The organism is Thermodesulfobacteriota bacterium (assembly GCA_035325995.1).
Classification (GTDB): Bacteria; Desulfobacterota_D; UBA1144; order Nemesobacterales; family UBA2774; genus JADLGH01.
The window spans coordinates 235,092-257,190 of record DAOKYU010000001.1; the positions used below are offsets into that span (position 1 = coordinate 235,092).

Annotated in this window: 17 protein-coding genes and 2 pseudogenes; 15 read left to right on the forward strand and 4 right to left on the reverse strand. The window is 55.7% G+C overall.

Features of this window, described 5'->3' with window-relative positions; all coding sequences use genetic code 11:
• Nucleotides 1–204: 204 nt before the first annotated feature.
• The gene (locus tag PKC29_01035) at nucleotides 205–663 is read left to right on the forward strand and encodes a DUF1134 domain-containing protein (GenBank protein ID HML93995.1); all 459 of its coding nucleotides are present in this window, start codon (nucleotides 205–207) and stop codon (nucleotides 661–663) included.
• Nucleotides 664–732: 69 nt separating this feature from the next.
• On the opposite strand, the gene PKC29_01040 is transcribed toward PKC29_01035, so the two are convergent.
• Nucleotides 733–1,707: a helix-turn-helix domain-containing protein gene (locus PKC29_01040; protein HML93996.1), complete on the reverse strand. Its 975-nt coding sequence runs from the start codon at nucleotides 1,705–1,707 to the stop codon at nucleotides 733–735.
• A 225-nt stretch (nucleotides 1,708–1,932) separates the two neighbouring features.
• Between PKC29_01040 and PKC29_01045 the strand changes: the two genes are divergently transcribed.
• The 14 genes and pseudogenes from PKC29_01045 (at nucleotide 1,933) to PKC29_01110 (ending at nucleotide 19,770) form a co-directional block, all read left to right on the forward strand.
• Nucleotides 1,933–2,730, forward strand: coding sequence for a DUF2092 domain-containing protein (locus tag PKC29_01045; GenBank protein ID HML93997.1), 798 nt, complete (start codon nucleotides 1,933–1,935; stop codon nucleotides 2,728–2,730).
• Nucleotides 2,730–3,767 (forward strand): DUF6515 family protein, encoded by a 1,038-nt coding sequence (locus PKC29_01050; protein ID HML93998.1) that lies wholly within the window; start codon nucleotides 2,730–2,732, stop codon nucleotides 3,765–3,767. Before PKC29_01045 ends, PKC29_01050 begins: the two co-directional genes overlap by 1 nt.
• 127 nt (nucleotides 3,768–3,894) lie before the next feature.
• Nucleotides 3,895–4,359 carry a hypothetical protein gene (locus PKC29_01055; GenBank protein HML93999.1) on the forward strand — a complete coding sequence of 155 codons (465 nt, stop codon included), beginning with the start codon at nucleotides 3,895–3,897 and terminating at the stop codon, nucleotides 4,357–4,359.
• A 77-nt stretch (nucleotides 4,360–4,436) separates the two neighbouring features.
• Nucleotides 4,437–4,607, forward strand: a pseudogene (locus PKC29_01060) (DUF1214 domain-containing protein).
• Nucleotides 4,608–4,719: 112 nt separating this feature from the next.
• Nucleotides 4,720–6,339 carry a DUF1254 domain-containing protein gene (locus PKC29_01065; GenBank protein ID HML94000.1) on the forward strand — a complete coding sequence of 540 codons (1,620 nt, stop codon included), beginning with the start codon at nucleotides 4,720–4,722 and terminating at the stop codon, nucleotides 6,337–6,339.
• 58 nt (nucleotides 6,340–6,397) lie between these two features.
• Nucleotides 6,398–6,571, forward strand: a pseudogene (locus tag PKC29_01070) (DUF1214 domain-containing protein).
• Between the two features lie 197 nt (nucleotides 6,572–6,768).
• Nucleotides 6,769–9,315, forward strand: coding sequence for an arylsulfatase (locus tag PKC29_01075; protein HML94001.1), 2,547 nt, complete (start codon nucleotides 6,769–6,771; stop codon nucleotides 9,313–9,315).
• Nucleotides 9,316–9,658: 343 nt separating this feature from the next.
• Nucleotides 9,659–10,522, forward strand: coding sequence for a hypothetical protein (locus PKC29_01080; GenBank protein ID HML94002.1), 864 nt, complete (start codon nucleotides 9,659–9,661; stop codon nucleotides 10,520–10,522).
• Between the two features lie 179 nt (nucleotides 10,523–10,701).
• Nucleotides 10,702–13,053, forward strand: a complete 2,352-nt coding sequence (locus PKC29_01085; GenBank protein HML94003.1) for a tetratricopeptide repeat protein — start codon at nucleotides 10,702–10,704, stop codon at nucleotides 13,051–13,053.
• Between the two features lie 186 nt (nucleotides 13,054–13,239).
• Complete coding sequence (locus PKC29_01090) at nucleotides 13,240–14,508, forward strand: LssY C-terminal domain-containing protein (GenBank protein HML94004.1); 1,269 nt, start codon at nucleotides 13,240–13,242, stop codon at nucleotides 14,506–14,508.
• 5 nt (nucleotides 14,509–14,513) lie between these two features.
• Entirely contained in the window at nucleotides 14,514–15,944 is a 1,431-nt protein-coding gene (locus PKC29_01095) for an LssY C-terminal domain-containing protein (protein HML94005.1), read from the forward strand.
• 236 nt (nucleotides 15,945–16,180) lie between these two features.
• On the forward strand, nucleotides 16,181–16,753 hold the full coding sequence (locus tag PKC29_01100; GenBank protein ID HML94006.1) for a GNAT family N-acetyltransferase: 573 nt from the start codon (nucleotides 16,181–16,183) through the stop codon (nucleotides 16,751–16,753).
• A 114-nt stretch (nucleotides 16,754–16,867) separates the two neighbouring features.
• Entirely contained in the window at nucleotides 16,868–18,415 is a 1,548-nt protein-coding gene (locus PKC29_01105) for a PAS domain S-box protein (protein ID HML94007.1), read from the forward strand.
• Nucleotides 18,415–19,770, forward strand: coding sequence for a sigma-54 dependent transcriptional regulator (locus tag PKC29_01110; GenBank protein ID HML94008.1), 1,356 nt, complete (start codon nucleotides 18,415–18,417; stop codon nucleotides 19,768–19,770). The genes PKC29_01105 and PKC29_01110 overlap by 1 nt, the downstream gene beginning before the upstream one ends.
• Nucleotides 19,771–19,901: 131 nt before the next feature.
• Here the strand turns inward: PKC29_01110 and ccoG are convergent, their stop codons facing one another.
• From ccoG to PKC29_01125, 3 genes are read right to left on the reverse strand one after another with little or no spacing between them, the layout of a single operon-like run.
• Entirely contained in the window at nucleotides 19,902–21,329 is a 1,428-nt protein-coding gene (ccoG, locus tag PKC29_01115) for a cytochrome c oxidase accessory protein CcoG (protein ID HML94009.1), read from the reverse strand.
• On the reverse strand, nucleotides 21,326–21,940 hold the full coding sequence (locus PKC29_01120; GenBank protein HML94010.1) for a cbb3-type cytochrome c oxidase N-terminal domain-containing protein: 615 nt from the start codon (nucleotides 21,938–21,940) through the stop codon (nucleotides 21,326–21,328). Before PKC29_01120 ends, ccoG begins: the two co-directional genes overlap by 4 nt.
• Nucleotides 21,937–22,083 (reverse strand): hypothetical protein, encoded by a 147-nt coding sequence (locus PKC29_01125; protein ID HML94011.1) that lies wholly within the window; start codon nucleotides 22,081–22,083, stop codon nucleotides 21,937–21,939. Before PKC29_01125 ends, PKC29_01120 begins: the two co-directional genes overlap by 4 nt.
• Nucleotides 22,084–22,099: the final 16 nt, after the last annotated feature.

Sequence of the window (22,099 nt, forward strand, 5' to 3'; positions counted from 1 at the left end):
ATTCGGCGTTCCGTATTTATACTCGGCGTCCCGTATTGGTCTTCCGCCCTATGCGACACCCGCGGGCAGTGACCGCGTTCGCCTTGCCGGAATTTTGGCCCACACTTGCAGGGATCGGGTAGATATTATTTCTCTCCGGATTAATGTAATATTTTTCGGGGAGGTAATCCGGGGCAGATTAAATATATGCGAAGGAGAGGCGAAATGAAAATTTCGAAGGCTTTGATTTTAGCGGTAGTTGTTTGTCTCGCTTATGCAGGTTCGGCCCTTGCGGATAACGTTCCCTCGGGGACGATATCGATAGACGAGACGCAGTTCGGGCTGATTATAGGCGGCAGCGAGGGAAGCGGTATCCTTAACTACCAGGGCTCGGAGTACATCTTCAAGACGAGCGGGATAAAGGTTGGGGGAGTCGGCGTTGCAAAAATATCGGCCGCCGGAGAGGTTTATAATCTCTCCAACCTCGGCCAGTTTCCCGGTACGTACGTCGCGGGAGATTACGGCATCGCGCTCGGCGGCGGAGCCGGCGGAGTCGTATTGAAAAACGAAAACGGCGTTCTCCTGAAGCTCCATTCCACGATGGAAGGGGTCGATCTTAGCGCCGGCGTATCGGGCGTAACCATTAAGCTCGAAGCCGCCGTGCCTCCAGCCGACGAGGATTAGGAAAAAGGTTCGTGCATAAAGCCATATCTGGCTGATTATAGCTGATATCCAGATGGATGAGCCGGTTCTTCATCGGGGACCGGCTTTGCTCAGGGTTGCGGAAGGTGACTCGTCGTAAAGGCTCTTGTATTCCACCGAGAATCTGCCGAAGTGCCAGAAATGCCATCTTACGGCTATTTCGGTCACGGTAGTTCTTTTAGGGTCCGCATTTATCAGATCTCTCCGGACCCCCGCATATCTCACCAGGCGAAGATATTTGATCGGGCTTATGCCGTAGAATTCCTGAAAGGCGTAGTATAGTGTCCGCATTTTTACGCCGAGCGCGGAGCAGAGATCGAGCAGGTGCAGAGGCTCATAGGAATTGGCTTTAAGGAAATCGATAGAGCGCTTGATAATAAACTCGTGAGATATTGAGCCTCTTTTGTTACGGGCAGCGGGCGCGTCGAGCGTTCGACTGAGAACGGCAAGCTGGATTTCCAGCACCGAGTGCTCGATACCTTTTCTAATGTCGCGGTTCTCGAATAATGGGGCATTTCCTTCCGCGAGCCTCGCAATCTCCCTGACCGTGGCGCGAAAACTATCGATCGATAGCAGGTTCCCGCAGGTAAGGCATGACGCTGCGCCGGTACTCGTTTTCAGCTTTCCTTTGATAGGGTCGAGGATGCATTCTTCAAAGTAAGAAGGGCTTATCGTTATATAAGACCACGTGCAGGGCCCTTCGTTAAATGCGAAGTGCTCCGTATTGTTCCCGTATACGAGGAATTTCCTGTTATCCAGCTGGTGTCCGTTACATTTTGTCGGAGTTTCCCTGTCGATCTTGTAGAGCAGTCCGTATCTTTCCCTGTCGCTGGTGGCGTTTGATATACAACCCGATCCGTAGCTCCCGATCTGGAGGTTGATGTTGTCGAGGGAAAGTCTTATCAGACTCGACGATGATTGTGTAGGACGGATCTGAATAAGCTCGATGTCGGCATGTTTTATATGCAGAGCCAATTCTTCGAGCTCAGCGGTTTCGATTCTGTTCAGACAACCTGCATCAGGCACCGGCGCATCCCCATTGTTTGCATTTTGTTAATTGCAATATTCGGATAGACGGTAAGTTATCACGAAAGTATAATCGAATTCACAGGTGTCCGGCAATAAGGAGAAATATATATCTTTCTGTGGGTATTACCGATGTTTGAAGACCGCGATACCTGATCCTGATTGGAATAACATTAAGAGATATTGTAGTGCAATTTCGACATTAAGACAGTATGGGGGGCTATCTTGAATCTTAAAAAAGCAGCAGTTTTCTATTTTGTCCTGGCATTTCTTCTAACTGCGCCGACGGCCTTTTCGCAGGATTCTCCAGGGGCCCCGGGCTCGCCTTCTTCTCCTGTAATCGATCCCAAGGTCAGGGAGCTCCTTCAAAAAATGGGTGACGTGATCAAGAACTCGAAGCAATTCAGCTTCCATGCCGAGATTTTATACGACGATATTCTTCCATCCGGGCAAAAGATACAATTTGCGGCCGCTCAGGATATGGATGTAAAAAGACCGGACAAGGTGTTTACCAAATACCAGAGCGACGTCGAATCCAGGGAGTTCTGGTACGACGGGAAGAGCTTTACCTTATTGGACCTGACCAAAAATTTATACTCGACCGTGAAGGCCGAGCCGACTATAGACGGCACGCTTCAGGAAATCATCAACAAGTACGGCTATACCCCGGCTCTCAGCGATTTCCTCTACAGCGATCCATACAAAACGCTCATGGAAAACGTGCTATCCGGTTTTTATGTCGGCCCGGGGGACGTAAATGGAACGGAATGCTACCATCTGGCTTTCGTCGAGAAGTATATAGACTGGCAGATATGGATAGAGGCGGGGGATAAGCCGCTGGTCAGAAAGGTTGTAATTACTTATAAAACGGTCCCCGAGTCTCCGCAGTATACGGCGGTATTTTCGGATTGGAAATTTAATAAATCGTTAGCCGATTCGTTTTTCGAGCCCAAAATTCCCGAGGGCGCCAAAGAGATAGATATGGTGATTTTGAAAAACGTCAGTATAAAAGGAGGACGCTGATGTTGGAACGCTCTTCGTACAGGAATCATCTTAAAACAGCCGTTACTTTTTTGATCGTTCTGCTGTTGGCATGTACCTCGTCGGTGCTGTTTGCGGACCCTGCGCTAGCGAGGTTCGGCGGCGGAGGTTTTCGAGGGGGCGGGGGGGGAGGATTCAGCGGCGGGGGGTTCGGGGGCGGGGGCTACTCGGGACCGCGCTTCCGCGAGGGCTTCTTCCGCAGCAGGGGGTTCGGGAGTATAAACGCATCCGACCACAGCTTCGGCGGCGCGGGCAACTGGAACGGGAGCATGGAAAATGCCGACAGGTCCGGGAATTTCTCGGCCAACAGGCAGAGCTTTCAGTCGGGCGATGGCTCGATGAGCCAGCGTCAGCAGCAGAGACAGAGCAGCATACAGAGCACGACGGGTGAGAACCAGCAGCAGAGGCAGGATTGGAGCAGTCAAAACCAGCAGAGCAGGCAGGACTGGAGCGGACAAAACCAGCAGGACAGGCAGAATACCTGGAACAACACCTACAATCATAACTATTATAACGACCACTGGAACAATTACTGGTACGGCGGTGATTATTACCACGGATGGTCGGGATATTATTCGGGTCTTGCTCTCGGGGCCGCGGCGGGCGTAGCCGTCGGGGCGGCGATTGCAAGCGTGCCCCCGAGCTCGACTACCGTTTACGTACAGGGGAATCCCTTTTATTATTCGGGCGGCGTGTATTACATGCCCCAGGGCTCGCAATACGTAGTCGTCCCTCCGCCTATGGGTGCCGTTATAACTACACTCCCATCGAGCTGCACTGCTATATATTCCGGCGAAACGGCTTATTACAACTGCGGTGGCGCTTATTACTCGCAGGTAAGTCAAGGCTACCAGGTCATTTCACCACCCATAGGTGCGACTGTCAACACGCTTCCGAACGGCGCCGTCTCGGAAACGGTGAACGGCGTCACCTATTATTCCTTTGGCGGGGCGTATTATCAGCCCTACTACAGCGGCGGGAGCGTTATATACAGGATTGTCCCTAACCCGAAACAGTGATAAAAACGGAGGCTTTATGAATAGCAGATCAGTATTTCTCGTATTACTTTCATGTTTATTTTTGCTTGCGGGATGCGCCCGGCCACAGGGAGATACACCGGAGCAAAAGAGGGAATATGTCCTCAACATGGCGAATGAAACACTGGAGGAGCTTTACGCGAATAATCCCGAGGCCGGGCAGTTGGTCGAAAGGGCGGTAGGCTACGCGGTATTCAGCGATATAAACACACAGCTCCTGTATTTCGGCACGGGAAACGGGTATGGAGTGGTCACCGACAACTCGGACGGATTCAAAACGTACATGAGAATGGGCGAGGCGAGCGCAGGGCTCGGCGTCGCGCTCACCGACTTCCGCGAGGTAATAATCTTCAACGATGAAGGCGTTTACAGCAATTTCGTAACCGAAGGCTGGAATTTCGGAGCGCAGGGACAGGCAGCGGCAAAGTACCAGGGCAGCGGCGCGGCGGCATCGGGAGAAGTTCCCCTGGATTCGGCTGTCCTGGTTTATCAGATCACGGAATCCGGGATCGCGCTCCGGGCGAATTTCAGCGCGTCGAAGTACTGGCTCGACAGCGATTTGAATACATATTGAAGAATGCAAAAATCCTGGTCGAAGAGTTGTGCGTAATCGTATTTCGGAAAAACGGAATGGAGGTATGACGTGAAAAAATCAGTCTGTATCTCCAGAAGGATAACCCCGGCCCCAACAAGGAATCGAACTGGCTGCCAGCTCCGGATGGGCCATTCATTCCCATGTTCCGTTTATACTGGCCGAAGGAGAATCCGCCTTCCGTTCTGGATGGCACCTGGTGGCCGCCGGTTATTAGTCGTGCGCAATAGTTGTTTGATAAGGTTGGTTTAGTTATTAAAACCGAAATGGAATGAAAAATAGCAGGAAAGAAATGGAAATGATTAGAGTGTATCGAATATAATAAACGAGGAGGAAGAGACAATGAAGATATCTTCAGTCCTTCTGACCACCGTGGCCTGCGTCGTGCTTGTGCTGCCCCGGATAGCTTCGGGACAGACGACTCCGGGAATCCCAGAGTCGATTACGACGCCCGACACGGTCGAGACAAGGATCGGTACGCTCGAGTTCAAGGACGGCGCGCCGAGCGCGGAAACCGCGCAGAAGGTCTACGACACCGTGGACTTTACCCGCGCCTTGAACGTGTTCAACAACAGCTTCCGGGGCGCATCTGCTTACGCGATCCGGGAAGGCTTCCTCAGCATCGGTGCGCAAGACAACATGGTCGTTGTCTTTTCCGAACTGCTGGATTCGAACTCGCTGTTCCTGACGGGCAACGCCGACACGGTCTATTACATTGCATTCGTCGACCTGACGAAAGGGCCGATGGTGGTCGAACAGCCACCGCTGGGGCTTGGCACCATCAACGACATGTGGTTTTCGTGGATTATCGACGTCGGTTTTCCCGGCCCCGATCGAGGCCGCGGTGGAAAATACCTGCTCGTGCCGCCAGGCTACGACGGGCCGCTCCCTGAAGGCGGCTTTTACATCGCGCGGTCGAGCACGAACCGGGCTCTGTATGCTGTTCGCGCATTCCTTACTGATAACGATCCCAAGCCGACCGTCGATAACATCAAGAAGAACCTCAAGATCTATCCGTACACACCTGGCGGCTATGGCACGAGCATAGCCACGGCGCTTGAAGGCGAGGTCGAGCTTGCGGCCAATCCGCCTGTCCCGGAGACGAAGTTCGTCGAGGCGAGCGGGAAAGCCTTTAACACGATTCCTCCCAACGATTACTCGTTCTTCGAGATGATCAACGCCAACGTCCAGCAGGAGCCGGCTGACAGCTATGATGTGGAGCTCGCGGGGCAAATGGCCGCCATCGGCATCGTGAAAGGCAAGGAGTTCAAGCCTGATGAACGGATGAAGAAGATTCTCACCGACGCAGCCGCGGTGGGGAATGCTTTCGGACGGGTGCTCAACTGGCGTTTCAGCGAGGTGCATCCCGATTGGGCCTACTATCCCAACTCGCAGTGGGGCACCATGCTGTGGCAAGGCGGTGCCTTCTTCGAAACGCCGCCGCCGCTCTTCGAAGACGGCATGTTCAAGCCATTCCCGCCGACCGGCGCACGCACGCTCGATTCGCGGACGGCGTTTTACTATGCCTATACCCTGGACTCCCCGGGTATGATCATGCGGATCCCGGACGTCGGCTCCCAATATCTCATGACATTCCTGGACGGGGGGAAGAATCCCTTCGACGGCGCCAAGACGTACAAGGTAACACTGCCGAAGGACATTCCCGCGGCCAAATTCTGGTCGCTCACGGTATACGACAGCCAGACCCGCTCGATGCTGCAGACGCCGCAGAAATATCCGCGCGCCGGCAGTCAGAGCTATCCGTCACCTGCCGCCGAGCCAAGCAAGGACGGCTCGACGACGATCTACTTCAGTTCTGAACAGCCCGAGGGGGTCAAGCCCGGCAACTGGATCCAGACCATGCCCGGCAAGGATTGGTTCGTGATTCTGCGTCTCTACAGCCCGCTCGAACCCTTCTTTACAAAGAAGTGGAGGCCGACTGAGATCGAGCTTGTTAAGTGAGTGAGGAAATATGTCGAATGCTACATCGATTTTGTTCCTGGCCGTTCTCGTAATTGTATCGGTGACGCTGTACTTCCAGAACGAGTCGCCCGGCCCCGACAAGGAATCGAACTGGCTGCCCGCTCCGAAAGGCGATTTCATAGCGATGCTGCGCATGTACTGGCCGAAGCCCGGGGATCCATCGATCCTTAACGGAACCTGGACGCCGCCGGCGGTGGAAAAAGTGAATTAGTCGTTTTTGAGTTAGGTGCCGATGCGGCGGCACAGGGCTGAAAATGACAGATTAAACAAAGAATTATAAGGAGAGCATTGAAAAACTGTGGTTCTTTGTTATTAGAGCGTGGTCTAGGTGCGGGGTGGCAATAACTGCTCTATGTCTTGATTTTTTGTTATTGCAAAAGTCAGAGAATCAACAATCCGGAGGATATAATGAAAATTCAATCGAGGATTGCAGGGTTTGCAGTAATTACTTTTTTATGTGTTTTATGTGTCTTGATTCTGGCGGCATCTCTTCGGGCGGCGGCCGATGAGGTAACCGGCACTCTTGGCTCGCCCGATGCTACGATGACGATCGGCGGTAAGGTATTGCCGGCCCCCGAGCTTCCGTTCGGCGGGGTTATCAAGGACGACGCGCTGCAGTCGACCCCGTGGTGGGCGCCGCGAATCACACCGCCCGAGGGTGCGCCGAATGTTCTCTTGATAATAACCGACGACGCCGGATTCGGCGTGCCGAGCACATTCGGCGGAGTCATTCCAACGCCTACGATGGACGGGGTCGCAAGTGAAGGCCTCCGTTATAACCGTGTCTTCTCTACAGCACTGTGCTCGCCGACGCGCGCCGCGCTCATCACCGGGCGCAATCACCACTCGGCGGGATTCGGCGTTATATCCGAGCAGTCCACCGGATTCCCCGGCTATAACAGCATCATAGAACCGGACAAGGCCACGATTGGGCGCGTCCTGCTCGACAACGGTTACGCCACGTCGTGGTTCGGCAAGGACCACAACACGCCGGCCTTCGCGGCCAGCCAGGTGGGGCCGTTCGACCAGTGGCCTACCGGAATGGGCTTCGAATACTTCTACGGCTTTGTCGGCGGGGACGCCAACCAGTGGGAGCCGAATCTATTCCGAAACACGACGCAAATTTATCCTTTCAAGGGACAGGAAGGGTCGTGGAACCTCGTCACGGCAATGGCCGATGACGCCATCGACTGGATGACGCGCATGCACCAGACCGACCCCTCGAAGCCTCTCTTCATAAAGTACGCCCCGGGCGCCACACACGCGCCTCACCACCCGACACGGGAGTGGATAGACAAGATCCACGAGATGCATCTTTTCGACGACGGGTACGAGAAGCTCCGGGAGCGCATCTTCGAGAACCAGAAGCGGCTCGGCGTGATCCCCCAGGATGCGAAGCTCACGCCCTGGCCGAAGGAAATCCTTAAGCCCTGGGACGAGCTCAGCCCGGAGGAAAAGAAGCTCTTCATTCGCCAGGTCGAAGTCTTTGCCGCATTCGCCGCCTATAACGACCACGAGATAGGGCGCGTGATACAGGCCTTCGAAGAGCTCGGGCGGCTCGACAACACGCTCATCATCTACATAAACGGCGATAACGGCACCAGCGCCGAGGGAGGGCCGCTCGGCACGCCGAACGAAGTCGCGTTCTTTAACGGCGTCACCGTGCCGGTCGACGTACAGATGAAATTTTATGACGCGTGGGGCACTGAAAAGACCTACAATCACATGTCCGCCGGCTGGTCGTGGGCGTTCGACACGCCGTTCGACTGGTTCAAGCAGAATGCGTCCAGACTCGGCGGCGTCAACCAGAACATGGTGGTGTCGTGGCCGGCGCGCATCAAGGACAAGGGGGCGCTCCGCGAACAGTTCATTCACGTGATCGACGTTATGCCGACTATACTCGAAGCGGCCGGAATCCAGACGCCCAAGGTGCTGGATGGGGTCAGGCAGGCGCCGATCGAGGGCACGAGCTTCCTCTATACATTCGACGTGAAGAACGCAAAGGCGCCGTCGAGGCACCGTACGCAGTACTTCGAAATGATGGGCCAGTGGGCGCTTTACCACGACGGCTGGCTCCTTAGCACCAAGGTTAACCGCGCGCCGTGGCAGGCTTTCGGCCCGGCGAATCCCGATCCTCTGAATAACCAGGTGTTCCAGCTCTACGATCTGACCGGGGATTTCAACCAGGCCAACGACATAGCTGCGGAGCATCCGGACAAGGTCGAGGAGATGCAGAAGATGTTCGTCGAGGAAGCGAAGAAATATCAGGTCTTCCCGCTGGATGCGTCTGTGGCGGCCCGAATCGTCGCGCCGCGTCCGAACATCACCGCCGGGCGAACGGAGTTCGTTTACACGCGGCCTATGACGGGGTTGCCGCAGGGCGACTCGCCGTTTCTCCTGAACACCTCGTACACCATCACCGCCGATATCGACGTGCCCGAGGACGGCGCCGAGGGGATGATTCTGACCTCGGGCGGACGATTCGCCGGATACGGCTTCTACCTCCTCAAAGGCAAGCCGGTGTTCCTGTGGAACCTTCTCGACCTGAAGCGGATAAAGTGGGAAAGCCAGGAAGCTCTCGCGCCGGGCAAGCACACGCTGGAGTTCGATTTCAGGTATGACGGCACCGGCAGCGGCACGCTTGCGTACAACAGCTTCAGCGGCGTCGGCCAGTCCGGCACAGGCACGCTGAAGGTGGACGGCAAGGAAGTGCAGACGATCAAAATGGAGCACACGCTGCCGATGATACTGCAGTGGGACGAGAGCTTCGATATCGGCTCCGACACGCTCACAGGCGTGAACGACGAGGATTATCAGCCGCCGTTCCCGCTGACGGCCGGGCTCGACAAGCTGACGATCAGGATCGATCGCCCGAAGCTTTCGCCCGAAGATATCAAGAAGCTCGAAAAAGCGGAGGCCGAGGCGCGCGATGGTGCGGAGCCTGCGCATCAGTAGTCAGTCAGGCGTTGACAAGTCATATAAAGAGAATTGCTGCCGTTTCGGCTGTGTGTCTTGCCGGGTAAACGAAGGGGCTATTCGAGAATGCACGGCCGAAACGGTATGAAAATCTTACGCGCTCCATGATTCGCGGAATATCTTAAGGGGATATATGTCGAAATTAAATCTCTATAGTCGGGGCCTCGTTATTGCCGGCGCCGCTGTTTTGTTTCTGATTTCGGGAGCCGGTGATGTATATAGCCAATGCGGCGCTCTGTGCACGCACGAGCGGACGGACGGTCAATCGACCAAAGGCGATTCTGTGCTTCTGCCGTCATTCGACGTTGCTTTGGAAGATGACATGAATAACGATACCGCCGAGGGGATTCTCCTCGTCGCGGCGGACGGCTCCGCCGCAGGGAACAAACAGTTCTACGCACAAGCGGATAAAACCACGACCGGTTCAACATTCATCGAAGCGCCTTCGGACAAGTGGCAGTTCGCGATTATCCCCTATCTCTGGCTGATGGGAATAAACGGGAAAACCACGATCAAGGGCAGGACTGCGAATCTGGATGTTTCCTTCGGCGATATATGGGACAACCTCGACTTCGCGGCCGAGGTTCATATCGAGACATGGAAGGACAGGTACGGGTTTTTCATAGACACGAGCTACGCGAAAATAGCGATGAAGGATAACGTCGATCTCAGGTTCGATAATACCCTGAGCGCGAAATTCGTAACGAAATTCTTCCTCGGTGAATTCGGTGGGTTCTACAGGCTGGGAACGTGGCAGCCGGGGGGTGGAGCCGGGAGTTATAAAAGCAAAACAAACACTTCCCTGACGTTCGACCTGATAGGCGGAGGACGCTACTGGTATCTCAAGAACGAGCTCGACATAAAGGGACCTTTCGGCGTGAACCCTAACGTAAGCGACAGCCAGAGCTGGTTCGATTTCATAGCCGGCGGGCGCGCGAATCTTGCCATAAACAAATTTTTTATCCAGCTGAGGAGCGATGTAGGCGGGTTCGGTCTCGGCTTTTCGTCGGACATATCGTGGAATATCGCCGGATATATCGGTTATGAGCTCCCATGGTACCGGATAACTCCTATAATCGGCTACAGGGCCCTCTACGATAAATACGAGAACGGGAGCGGCGACAACCGCTTCGTATGGGACGCGTGGATCCATGGCCCGCAGGTAGGCGTCGCGTTCCAGTTCTAGCTTTTGTGTCGTTCATACGAGAAGTGAATCATAGGATTATAAATCGACCATGATTCTAATAGTGAGCGTCCCCGTTCGGCCTGCTTGACGGTGGGGAGGAATTGAACCATCATAAATGTCTCTTGCCTGAAGAGTTGCGGGTACAAGGGAATTAACTTTATCGAGAGTGACAGCTCCTGTTGAGAAATTCGAAACTGGCTATCGGCCTGGTGCTGGTTGTCGTTCTTGTCGCCGGATTTCTGGCGGTAAAGGGCCCGTCTTATTTTGGGGCCGATGAGGTAAAACATCCCGCAACTTCGTCTGTATATACGAAGAGCCCGGCTCCCGAGCCGCAGTTTACCGGCGGCAAGGTTTGCGCACGGTGTCATCAAAGCGAGTACGACCAATGGCTCGGCTCACACCACGACCTTGCCATGCAGGAGGCGGAGGGTGGGACCGTTCTCGGGGATTTCGGCGGGGCGGAATTCGATTACTACGGCCGGAAGACCCGGTTTTACATGCAGGACGACAAGTTCATGGTCGAGACGGACGGGCCCGACGGTAAGCCCGACGAGTACGAAATAAAGTACACGTTTGGCGTGTATCCGCTGCAGCAATATCTCGTCGAATTCCCCGGCGGGCGGCTCCAGACCCTCGGCATTGCGTGGGACAGCAGGCCCGCGGGCGACGGCGGCCAGCGCTGGTTTCATCTCTACCCGGATCGGGAGATCGTTCATACCGATACGCTTCACTGGACCGGGATAGACCAGAACTGGAACCACATGTGCGCCGAGTGCCACTCTACCGACCTCAGGAAGAATTACGACCTCGAAACGAATACCTATAAAACATCCTGGTCCGAAATAGATGTTTCCTGTGAAGCGTGTCATGGCCCGGGGTCGGAGCACGTGAAATGGGCCGAGTCAAAAAACTCCGGCGAGGCTCCCGGCAACGGGCTCGTCGTTAATCTCGGCGAAAGAAAAGGGGTAGTCTGGAATATCGATGCTATATCGGGGAACGCCATCAGGAGCCGTCCGATCGGCGGGCATAAGGAGGTGGACGTCTGCGCGCAGTGTCATTCGAGGAGAAGTGCGATAGCTGAAGATTATTTCCACGGTGAGAGCTTTCTCGACAGCTACATGCCTTCACTATTGGACGAAGGGGTCTACTATCCGGACGGGCAGATACAGGCTGAGGATTACGAGTACGGCTCGTTTGTTCAGAGCAAGATGTATCACGAGGGGGTAACCTGCAGCGACTGTCATAATCCTCACAGCCTCGAGCTGAGGGCTGAGGGGAATGCGTTATGCGGGGGGTGTCATTCGGCGGCAAAGTACGACACGCCGATGCATCACAATCACGAGATGGGCTCTGCGGGCGCAAACTGCGCCGCATGCCACATGTCCGAAACGATGTACATGCAGATCGACGGCCGCCGCGATCATAGTATCAGGATGCCGAGGCCCGACCTCACCGTTAAGATCGGTGTTCCCAACGCGTGCGGCAAGTGCCACGCGGACCGCTCTCCGGAATGGGCCGCGTCGGAGATATCGGGATGGAAAGGAAGCAGCGACACGGGTCATCAGGATTATGCAGAGGCTCTTCATGCCGGCCGGACCGGCGAAGCTGGAGCGGAAGGGCTCCTGGGGGATCTCGCCGGGAACGAAAGCGCGCCTTCGATTGCAAGGGCGACCGCGCTCAAGAATCTAGGGGGGTACCTGAGCCCTTCGTCGCTCGGCGTCATTGGAGAAGGCCTAAAAAGCGGCGACTCGCTGATGCGCGGGGCTGCACTCGATGCGCTTTATCACGCGCCGCCCGAAACGAGGCTAGCGCTGGCGCTTCCCTTACTCAAGGATCCCGTACTCGGCGTGAGGATCAAGGCTGCATCAGTTCTTGCCGGGGTCCCCAAGGGAAATATGACTCCCGCACAGGTTCGGACGCTGAGCGACGGTTTTAGTGAATTCGTAAAATCGCAGATGGTTAGTGCCGACCGGCCGGAGTCGCACATAAATCTCGGGCTTGCCTATACGGAGCTCGGACAATTCGCCGAAGCAGAGGAATCCTATAAAACCGCCATGAGGCTTTCTCCGTCATTTGCACCTGCTTATGTTAACCTTGCCGACCTTTACAGGATGGAGGGCCGCGACGCAGAGGGGGAGGGGCTCCTCAGGAAAGCGATCGATATTTCGCCTGAGAATGCCGACGCCTACCATGCGCTCGGGCTTCTTCTAATCAGACGGAAGAATGTGCCCGAGGCGATGAATGCCCTCTCAGAAGCCGTAAGGCTTAACCCGGAGAACGCCCGCTACAGCTATGTTTATGCGGTGGCGCTCAACGAAACCGGCAAGCCGGACGATGCGCTGACGGTTCTCGAAGAGGCCAATTCGCGCAATCCGAATGACCGGGAAACACTCTACGCCCTTACTTTATTCAACGCCAACTCCGGCGACCTCGGAGCGGCAAGAAGGTATGCCGAAAAACTTCACAAACTCTCGCCCGATGATCCTGCGGTCGAAAAACTTCTAAACGAACTTTCGGGAAGCGGCAACTAAACCCATTGCGTGTTCCGTAAAGGGGTGAAATCACTGTATCCAGATCGTATTGAATAATCCCGCTCGAAGTAATAAAATTACTGGCAAATAAACACAGCGGGATATCGTGGCTAGCCGGAACCTTGCAGATTTGTCTGCATCGCGGCGAGTCGGCGCTATATCGCCGTTGTGAGTTAATCTTCGATCATGCTGAGTACTTTCCGTGCTGCCTTAATATTCATAACGCTGCTCGTTCTTTCCGGGTGCGCCGCGTCATACGACCCCCAGCCGCTCGGGGAATCGACTTTCCTCGAAAGGGCGCAGACGAAGAGCCGGGACGGTCTTACCGTAACGACGGCGGTATTGAGCCGTGACGAGAGCGAGGAAATATTCGGCGTCGACCTCGCCGCCAAAGGCGTGCAGCCCGTATGGATAGATATTGAAAACAAATCGAGCGTGCCGTACATGTTCATGCCCGTAGCCCTCGACCCCGGCTATTTCTCGCCGAACGAGGTTTCGTGGATGAACCATTTCAGGTTCGGCCGCTCGGCGAACAAGAAAATGGACGCCGTGTTCGACGAGAACGCTATCGAGCTGGAATTCATACTGCCCGGCCACAGGCGTAAGGGATTCGTGTACACGAACCTCGACCCCGGCGTGAAATTCGTCAACGTTACGCTTTACGAGGTGGAGAATACGGAAAATTTCTTTTTCTACTTCGAGGTGCCCGGGGTAACTCCGGATAACGAGCACGTGGATTTTTCGTCTCTCTACACGGACGAGGAGATTATACACGTGGAGACGGAGGAAGAGCTCCGGGAAGCGCTCGCCGCGCTCCCGTGCTGCACCGCGAGTGAGGACGGTACGGGACAGGGCGATCCGATAAACGTTATTTTTGTCGGGAAGCCGAGCGACATAACGGCGGCTACTATCAAGCGAAGGTGGGACGTTGCGGAGGTCGAGAAAAAGAAATTCAGCATGGATTTGAACAAGGTGTTCTCGACGGCCAGATACAGGACTTTCCCGATGTCGAGCCTCTATACATACGGACGGAGGCAGGACTTCAGCCTCCAGAAGTCGCGAGCGAAAACGGGCTCAACGTACCGCCAGCGTAACACCCTCAGGGTGTGGCTCACCCCCATACGCTACAAGGGGATGACCGTATGGGCCGGCGCGGTAAGCCGCGACATAGGTTCCGATTTGAGAGTTAGAAAATACTGGTTCGTCGCCCAGGAGATAGATCCAAACATCGACGAGACGCGGGACTATATAGTGGAGGATATGGTGCTTTCCGGCAACGTCTACGAGCTAGGATTCATAAAGGGTATTCCTCCTGCGACCGAAGACGATCCCCACACTAATCTTTCGGGTCTCCCGTGGTGGTCCGACGGGAAGAGGGCGGTGCTCTTCTTCACAGACGAGCCGGTTCAGCTCGACGAAATGGTGATACTACCATGGGAGGACGCGGAGTATTGAGCGCGATGAGAGCAGTGAAGATATTTCTTGCCATTCTCACCCTTTCGCTGCCTGCGATAATCGCCGGGTGCTCGCCATACTGCGGCACTCAGCCGGACGACGAGTCGGTTTTCGGCGCCCCGGCGGCCAAGGGCTGCAAGGTGTATTCGCCTTCCGGCGATCCGCTTAGGGAAGTTCCTTTTATTACAAGGGGCGAGACGCAGTCCGAGGACGGCATTACGGTTACCGCGGCAGTGCCAAGCGATCAGGAGAACGAGCAGATTTTCGGGTTCGACCTCGGAGGAAAAGGGATTCAGCCGGTGTGGATCGAGGTCAGGAACGATACCGACAAGCCGGTTACCCTGGTTTATGTAGCCATGGACCCCGAATATTTCTCGCCTAACGAGGCGGCCTATACGAATCACGGTTTCGCGAATCCTGCGAATGAGGAAATCACGGAGTATTTCAACTATCAGAGCTCGAGCAGAGAAATACCTCCCGGCGGAGAGATTACAGGCTTCTTTTACGCCGAGTGGGATCCGGGCGTTAAATATGTGAACGTCAGTGTTTACGGCGAAAACCGCTACCACAATTTCATGTTCTATTTCGAAATTCCCGGTATCAAGCTGGATTACCAACGCGTGGACTGGGATAAAATTTATAAGAAAAACGAGTACGTGAACTACGAGACGGAAGAGGAGCTGAGACAAGCTCTCGAAAGCTTTCCATGTTGCGCGACAAGAAAGGACGGCACGGGCGAAAACGACGCGATCAATTTCTTCGTCGTCGGTGATACGGACGATATAGTGGCGTCGTTCATAAGGCGCGGCTGGGACGTTACGGAGCCGATAACCGCCGGCTCCGGCTGGAAAGCGTTCAAGGCGTATTTCAGCGGTGCGAGGTACAGGACTTCCCCCATGAGCAGCGTATATGTATTCAAGCGCGCACAGGACATAGGGCTCCAGAAGGCGCGCTCGAGCATACACGAGCGGAACCATCTCAGGCTCTGGCTCATGCCCGTAAGATACAGGGGCATGGACGTATGGGCAGGCTCCGTGAGCAGGGATGTAGGGTCTTACATGACGTTCAGGACTCCGTGGTTATCGGCACACGCCATAGACCCCGACCTCGACGAGGCCAGGACCTATCTGGAGCAGGATCTTCTCTTTTCGGGCGGTGTGAAGAAGTTCGGTTACGTAAAGGGGATAAGGCCGTCCACACCCGACGACCCGCACTGGAATTTCATGAAGCAGCCATGGTGGACGGACGGATACCGTGCGGTTTTTCTCTTCGGAGACGATCTCACGAGCCTGAATGAAATAGAAATCTTCGAGTGGGAATGGGCCGGCGAGAACAGCGAAGAGGTCATCGAGTATCTTAAGGGTGCGGGGGCGGCAAGGAGGAATGCCGGGGAATCGTCTCGGCCGACTGCCGGGAATAACCACGAAGCAAAATAGTGGCGTGCCCCGTGTGTATCTGTCGTGTGTCTTAAATTAAGACATTGAGCGGGCGTCGGCAGTACGGAAATAGCCTGCCGCTCTGCTTTCCGGCAGTCCGCTTCATCTGCAGGTATCGCTTGTTCCATATATAAATCTTCATGCTCGGCGCGGGCTTTAGCGCTGAACTTCCGCAGATTACTCGATTTTGTATTATGCCGCCCAACTGGTACGACTCTTGCAAGCTAACAGGAGGAATGAAAGGGTATCCAAAAGAACTGGTTCTAAGGGATAAGACGACCGTCGTTGTGAGGCGGATCCGGGAAGAGGACGCAGACGCCGTAAGGAGACTCTTTTCCAGGATACCGAAATCGGACCTGCTCATGTACAAGGACGACGTCACCAGGCGCGAGCCTCTCGAAAACTGGTTTCTCAGTCAGAGCTACAGGAAGGTCGAAGACCTGGTCGCAATCAGGGACGGCGAGGTAATTGCCAAGGGCACACTCAACACCGAGGGGCTGTTTTGGCCCCACGCGGCCGAGGTGAAGCTCGTGGTGGACCCCGAATTCCGAGGCAAGGGCCTCGGCTCGCTTATGTTCAACATCCTCCTTTACGAGGGCCTGAAAAGGCAATTTCAGAAAATAATCGTAAGATACCTTCACGATAATACGAGCTTCATAAAAATCCTCAACCATTACGGGTTCGAGCCCGAATCCGTCCTCAACTATTACGTGGTCGACGAGGACACCAGCGATCAGAAGGACCTTGTCGTTGCATCCTACGATCTTCAGACGTGGGAGAGGAGATTCGAGTACTATACCTATATCTAACCGCACCCCGCTTCCCGCCCCGTCTACGGGAGATTGTAAGCGGAATCGTGCGGTGCTATCCTGTAAATTCGGTTATCGTATCCGTATAGAAATACCTCCGGGGCAGCTTCGACAATGAGCGCAAGCGTAAAAAAGGTGAAAAAGGAGCCTGTATCCGCGATCGCGGGGCAGGAGGGGAAGGCGCAGCCGGCGGACGGGGGCACGGGGACCGACGAAGAGCTCCTGGAGAAGAATTACAGCCTGATAGTGGAATCGGTGCCGAGCGGCATCGTTATGACGAACCACAGGGGAAAGATACTGTTCGTAAATTCCCTCGTAAACAAGATGTTCGGGTACGAGCCCGGGGAGCTGGTCGGCGAGACCATAGAAGTGCTCGTTCCCGAGCGCTTCAGGAGGATACACACCGAGTTCAGGTATTCGTACCAGGCATCTCCGAGCACCCGTCCGATGGGCAGGGGGAGGGAGCTTTTCGCCTGCCGGAAAGACGGGACGGAGTTCCCCGTCGAGATCGGGCTCAATCCCGTGCAGACGAAAACGGGAATGGTCGTTCTCAGCACCATCGTGGACATTACCGACAGGAAGCTTGTCGAGAAGCTGGTAAGGGAAGGGGACGAGAAGTTCCGCCGGGTGTTGGATAATACGTCCGACGCGGTGCTGGTGTTCGATTCGTCGGGAAGGGTGGAGACGACGAACAGGGCCGGTCTCGAGCTCTTTGCGGGCGATGGCGGCCAGATAAATGAAATCTGGGAAATTATAACCCCGGAGAGAAGACAGCGTTTTGCTAATCTTCTCGAGCGTGTCAGGGAAGGCGCCGCTATAGTGGACCACGAAACGGAGATGTTGAAAAAGAGCGGGGGGCGCGTGCCCGTGAGCATAAGCCTCGTATACATGGAGCAGGGCGGGGGGAGGTTCATCGAAACCGTCAGGGACATATCCGCCAGGATCGCTATGAGGAACAAAATCGTCGAGCTCGAAAAGGCGCAGATAGTCGGCAGGATGGCCGAGGGGTTCGCCCATCACATGGGCACCCCGCTCGCGTCGATGCTGCTCCGTGTTCAGATGCTGAAAGACGACATGAAGGAGATTCCCGAGTGCGGAGAAATCGGTGAGAAGCTGGATTCGATAGAAAGGCAGATACTCTACGGCCAGAAGGTGATACAGAGGCTTTTACGGTTCGTCAGCAACCCCCGGAGCGAAAAGGCCCCCGAGAACCTCTCGGAGATTCTGACCGAATCGCTCGATATGGTGCGGCCGCTTTTACGAAAGCACGGTATAACGGCTGAAACGGATACGGACCCCGGTCTCGTGATTCTGTCTGATCCGAATCTCCTCCATCTCGTTTTCAGCGATGCCGTGATGAACGCCGTCGACGCCATGCCCGGGGGCGGGAAGCTCACTATTACGGCGAACGGGGAAGAAGTCCCGGGATTCGCCGTGGTGCGTATAGAGGATACGGGCACCGGCATACCGAGGGAGGTTATACCGTTTGTCTTCGACCCGTTTTTCACCACGAAGCCGACCGGCGTCGGAACCGGCCTCGGGCTTTCCGTTGCGAAGCGCGTCATAACCGACCACGGCGGAGAGGTTTCGATCAAAAGCAAGGAAGGGAAGGGGACCACGCTGCTTATTAAACTGCCCATACACGGGGAGAAGGAGTTATAGTGGACAAAAACAGATTCAAGGTGTTGCTCGTAGACGACGACGCGGAATTCGTCGACATATTGAGGGAGCTTCTCGAACGGAGCGGATACGAGGCGATCCCGTCTTATTCCGGGAAGGAAGCGCTCGAAAAGGTGCACGAGGCCCCGGACATCGACCTCGCCCTCGTGGACCTCGTCATGCCGCTCATGGACGGTTATACGCTCCTCGAAAAGCTGAGGGAGCTCATGCCGGAGCTCCCGGTGATTATGGTGACGGGGCAGGGGACGGTGCAGAACGTCGTCGAGGCCATAAAGCTCGGGGCGAAGGATTTCATCACCAAGCCGTTCGACAAGGACGTTCTCCTGAACAAGATAGACGCGCTAAGGAAAACGCGCGAGCTCGAAGACAGGGTGGATAACCTGAAGGAGCTTCTTTCGGACAAGTACGGCTTCGACAGCATAGTCAGCAGCTCGAGGGCAATGAGGCTCGTCTTCGAGAAGGCGTCGGCCGCCGCTGGCAGCAATGCGCCCGTATTCATCGTGGGCGAGACCGGGACGGGAAAGGAGCTCATGGCGAAGGCCATACATATCAAGAGCCAGAGGGCGGAGAGGCCGTTTATCGCCGTCAACTGCGGGGCGATTCCGAAGGAGCTGCTCGAATCCGAGCTCTTCGGGTATCGGAAAGGGGCCTTTACGGGGGCCGTGAGGGACCACGAGGGGCTTTTTCTGGCGGCGGACAAGGGGACGATATTCCTCGACGAGATCGGGGAGATGCCGAAGGACCTCCAGGTGAGGATGCTGAGGGTCTTGGAGGAATATAAGGTGAGGCCCATAGGCTATACGAACGAGATACCGCTCGACGTGAGGGTTATTGCGGCAAGCAATCACTCTATAGAAGATTTGAAGACGAAGTATTTAAGGGAGGACCTCTTCTTCAGGCTGGCCGTCATCGTGATAGAGCTTCCGCCACTCAGGGAGCGGAAGACGGATATCCCGCTTTTGCTGGATTACTTCTTAAAGAGGTTCAACAGGAAATACGGGAAGAGCGTAGGCGGGTTTTCGGAGGACGCGTATTCGGCCCTTTATTCCTACGATTTCCCCGGCAATATAAGGGAGCTCGAAAATCTAATAGAGAGTATCGTCGCCGTAATCCCCCCTGCAAAGACCCTCATATCCGAAAAGGAGCTCAAGAACCATCTCCTCTGGAGCCAGCCCAGGACGTCTGAGCACCAGCTCCTCTCGCTCGACAAGCTGGAGAAGTTCGCACTGGAGCAGGCTCTCAGGGAATCGGGCGGGAACAAGTCGAAGGCCGCGGAGATGCTCGGGATTTCGAGGGACACGCTTTACAGGAAGATGAAGCTCTTCTCGCTCGAATGACCGGGGCATGAGACAGGTTGCCGTCCCGCCTGTTGCCGTGCGCCGCGGGGGCCGCGAAATTCGCGCGGCCTCCGGCGATGACTACCGTTCTCGGATGCAGCAAGATTGGCTCGCTTTTCACTATACACCTGCTAGATTGCGCCCGGCCCGACGAGGTGGAGCTCCTCTCTCGCCTTGACCTCGCCGCTCGCCGGGTCGATGAGCTCAAGAGGCGCGGCGCCTGTGCCGCCTTTACCAATGAGGCCCCTGGGGAACTTGACGAAGAAGTGGACAGTGAGGTTCTCGCCCGGCCCGAGGTTTATGGTGTCGCTCTGCGTGACGAGCTCGGCTCCCTTCGCCTTGAGCTCTTCGGGAAGCGCCGTCTTTATCGTGACGTCGTTGAAGGTCTGGTTCTTTACGCTCATCTTGAAGTGGTTTATCACTTGCTCGGAGCCGTCCGGATTCTGTATCACCTGAAACGGTGTGTCCTTGCCCCTCAGGACCGTAACGGCCAGGTCCTGCCGTCTCGAAACCGAGAATACGAGCGCCGATACGACCGCCACGAGGAGGACGGAATAGATGGCGACGCGCGGCCTCAGGAGGCGGGTCTTTATACCTTTGAGCGCGTTGCCGGCTGCGTATCTTATGAGGCCGCGGGGTTTTTCTATCTTGTCCATGACCTCGTCGCAGGCGTCGATGCAGGCCGTGCATCCTATGCATTCGAGCTGCTGCCCGTTCCTTATGTCTATACCCGTCGGGCAGACGGCGACGCACTTGTAGCAGTTTATACAGTCGCCCTCCCTCTCGCCCGGCTTGACCATCCCTTTCCTCGGCTCGCCGCGCACGGAGTCGTATGTCACGGTTATGGAGTCGTCGTCCATGAGCGTCGACTGGAATTTGCCGTAGGGGCACATGATTATGCAGAACTGCTCCCTGAACCAGCCGAAGTCGAACAGCAGCACGGCCGTTATGAACGCCATGGCGACGAAGATCGTCCAGTTCTCGTGCGGGTTGTGCTGAGTCATGTCGACGAGCTTTTCGGCCCCTACGAAATAGGCGAGGAAGCTGTGGGCGATTATAAGGCTCGCAACGAGAAAGAGCGTCCAGAGAAGGCCGAGCTTGAAGAACTTCTTTAAGTCCCACGGGGCCCTGGCGAGGTTACGCTGCTGGATGTGGCTCCCGATTATGAGGTATTCGAGACGCCTGAAGACCCCGTCGATGAAGACCGTCTGGGGGCACGCCCAGCCGCACCATACCCTTCCCCATACCGCGGTGACGAACGCGAGCCCGATCGTGAGGAACGCGAGTATGAAGAATACGAGAGGCGCGTCGTGGGCCCAGAAAGTGAGGCCGAATACGGAGAATCTCCTCTCGGCTATATCCAGAAGGAGCGCCTGGTGGCCGCCGATCTTGATCCATGGGAGGACGAGGAAAAAAATGACGAGAAAGATTTCCGTTATGGTCCTTCTCCGCCTCCATACGCCCTCGACCTGCGCCGGGAATATGAAGACCCTCTTTCCCGTCTCGTCCATCGACGCCGGGCGTTCCTGGGGGAGGTTTCTCTGGTCTACTACCTTCATTCGTGTCCTTCCTCGTCTCCTTCGTGCTCTTCTTTATCTCCGCCGCGTTCTACCTTCTCTCCCTGGGGAGCCTTGGCCCCGGGCGGGTTCGATCCGTGGAGACTGTATATGTACACGGCGACGTCCTCCTGGAGGTCGGGGGGTATGAGCCCCTTCCACGGCGGCATGCCCTTGTCGGGAACGCCGTCGTTCATGACCTTGAGGATCGCGGGCACCGTGCCGTCCCCGTGGATCCAGTAGTCGTCGGTGAAGTTGGGGCCGATGAGACCCTGCCCCTTGTCCCCGTGGCAGGCCATGCACTTCAGCATGAATTCGGCCTTGCCCTTGTCGAGGACTTCCTGATTGGTCGCGAGCGCGGCATAGTCCCTGGTCGCCATTTCTTCCTTTGCGGCTTCGGTGACCTTCGCCTGCTCGGCCCTGATGCGGCCCATCTCGGCGGCCAGCCGCTGGTCGGAATCCGGCCCGCCGAGTATCTGGTAGTAGGCGAAGTATATGACCGCGAACACGATCGTTATGTAAAACGTCAGGAGCCACCAGCGGGGCAGGGGATTGTCGAGCTCGTGTATGCCGTCGTAATCGTGGTCCTTTATGAGTTTATCCTTCTCCGTCATTTATGGTCCTCCTTCCGGAGCATGCTGTCCTCTTCGAGGGGCAGCATCTCCATCTCCTCTATTTCTTTCTCGGGTGTCGTCATGGCGCGGTATACGATCGCCGCGAAGACCGAAACGAAAATGATCAGGCCGACGACCGTCATCCATATGTCCTGAAAG

Bases quoted from the DNA above. Each gene is read 5' to 3' on its own strand.
- PKC29_01050 (HML93998.1), top strand. From the start codon at position 2,730: ATGTTGGAACGCTCTTCGTACAGGAATCATCTTAAAACAGCCGTTACT.
- PKC29_01075 (HML94001.1), top strand. From the start codon at position 6,769: ATGAAAATTCAATCGAGGATTGCAGGGTTTGCAGTAATTACTTTTTTA.
- PKC29_01120 (HML94010.1), bottom strand. From the start codon at position 21,940: ATGACGGAGAAGGATAAACTCATAAAGGACCACGATTACGACGGCATA.
- PKC29_01035 (HML93995.1), top strand. From the start codon at position 205: ATGAAAATTTCGAAGGCTTTGATTTTAGCGGTAGTTGTTTGTCTCGCT.
- ccoG (HML94009.1), bottom strand. From the start codon at position 21,329: ATGAAGGTAGTAGACCAGAGAAACCTCCCCCAGGAACGCCCGGCGTCG.
- PKC29_01055 (HML93999.1), top strand. From the start codon at position 3,895: ATGGCGAATGAAACACTGGAGGAGCTTTACGCGAATAATCCCGAGGCC.
- PKC29_01095 (HML94005.1), top strand. From the start codon at position 14,514: ATGAGAGCAGTGAAGATATTTCTTGCCATTCTCACCCTTTCGCTGCCT.
- PKC29_01065 (HML94000.1), top strand. From the start codon at position 4,720: ATGAAGATATCTTCAGTCCTTCTGACCACCGTGGCCTGCGTCGTGCTT.
- PKC29_01105 (HML94007.1), top strand. From the start codon at position 16,868: ATGAGCGCAAGCGTAAAAAAGGTGAAAAAGGAGCCTGTATCCGCGATC.
- PKC29_01125 (HML94011.1), bottom strand. From the start codon at position 22,083: ATGACGGTCGTCGGCCTGATCATTTTCGTTTCGGTCTTCGCGGCGATC.
- PKC29_01080 (HML94002.1), top strand. From the start codon at position 9,659: ATGAATAACGATACCGCCGAGGGGATTCTCCTCGTCGCGGCGGACGGC.
- PKC29_01090 (HML94004.1), top strand. From the start codon at position 13,240: ATGCTGAGTACTTTCCGTGCTGCCTTAATATTCATAACGCTGCTCGTT.
- PKC29_01100 (HML94006.1), top strand. From the start codon at position 16,181: ATGAAAGGGTATCCAAAAGAACTGGTTCTAAGGGATAAGACGACCGTC.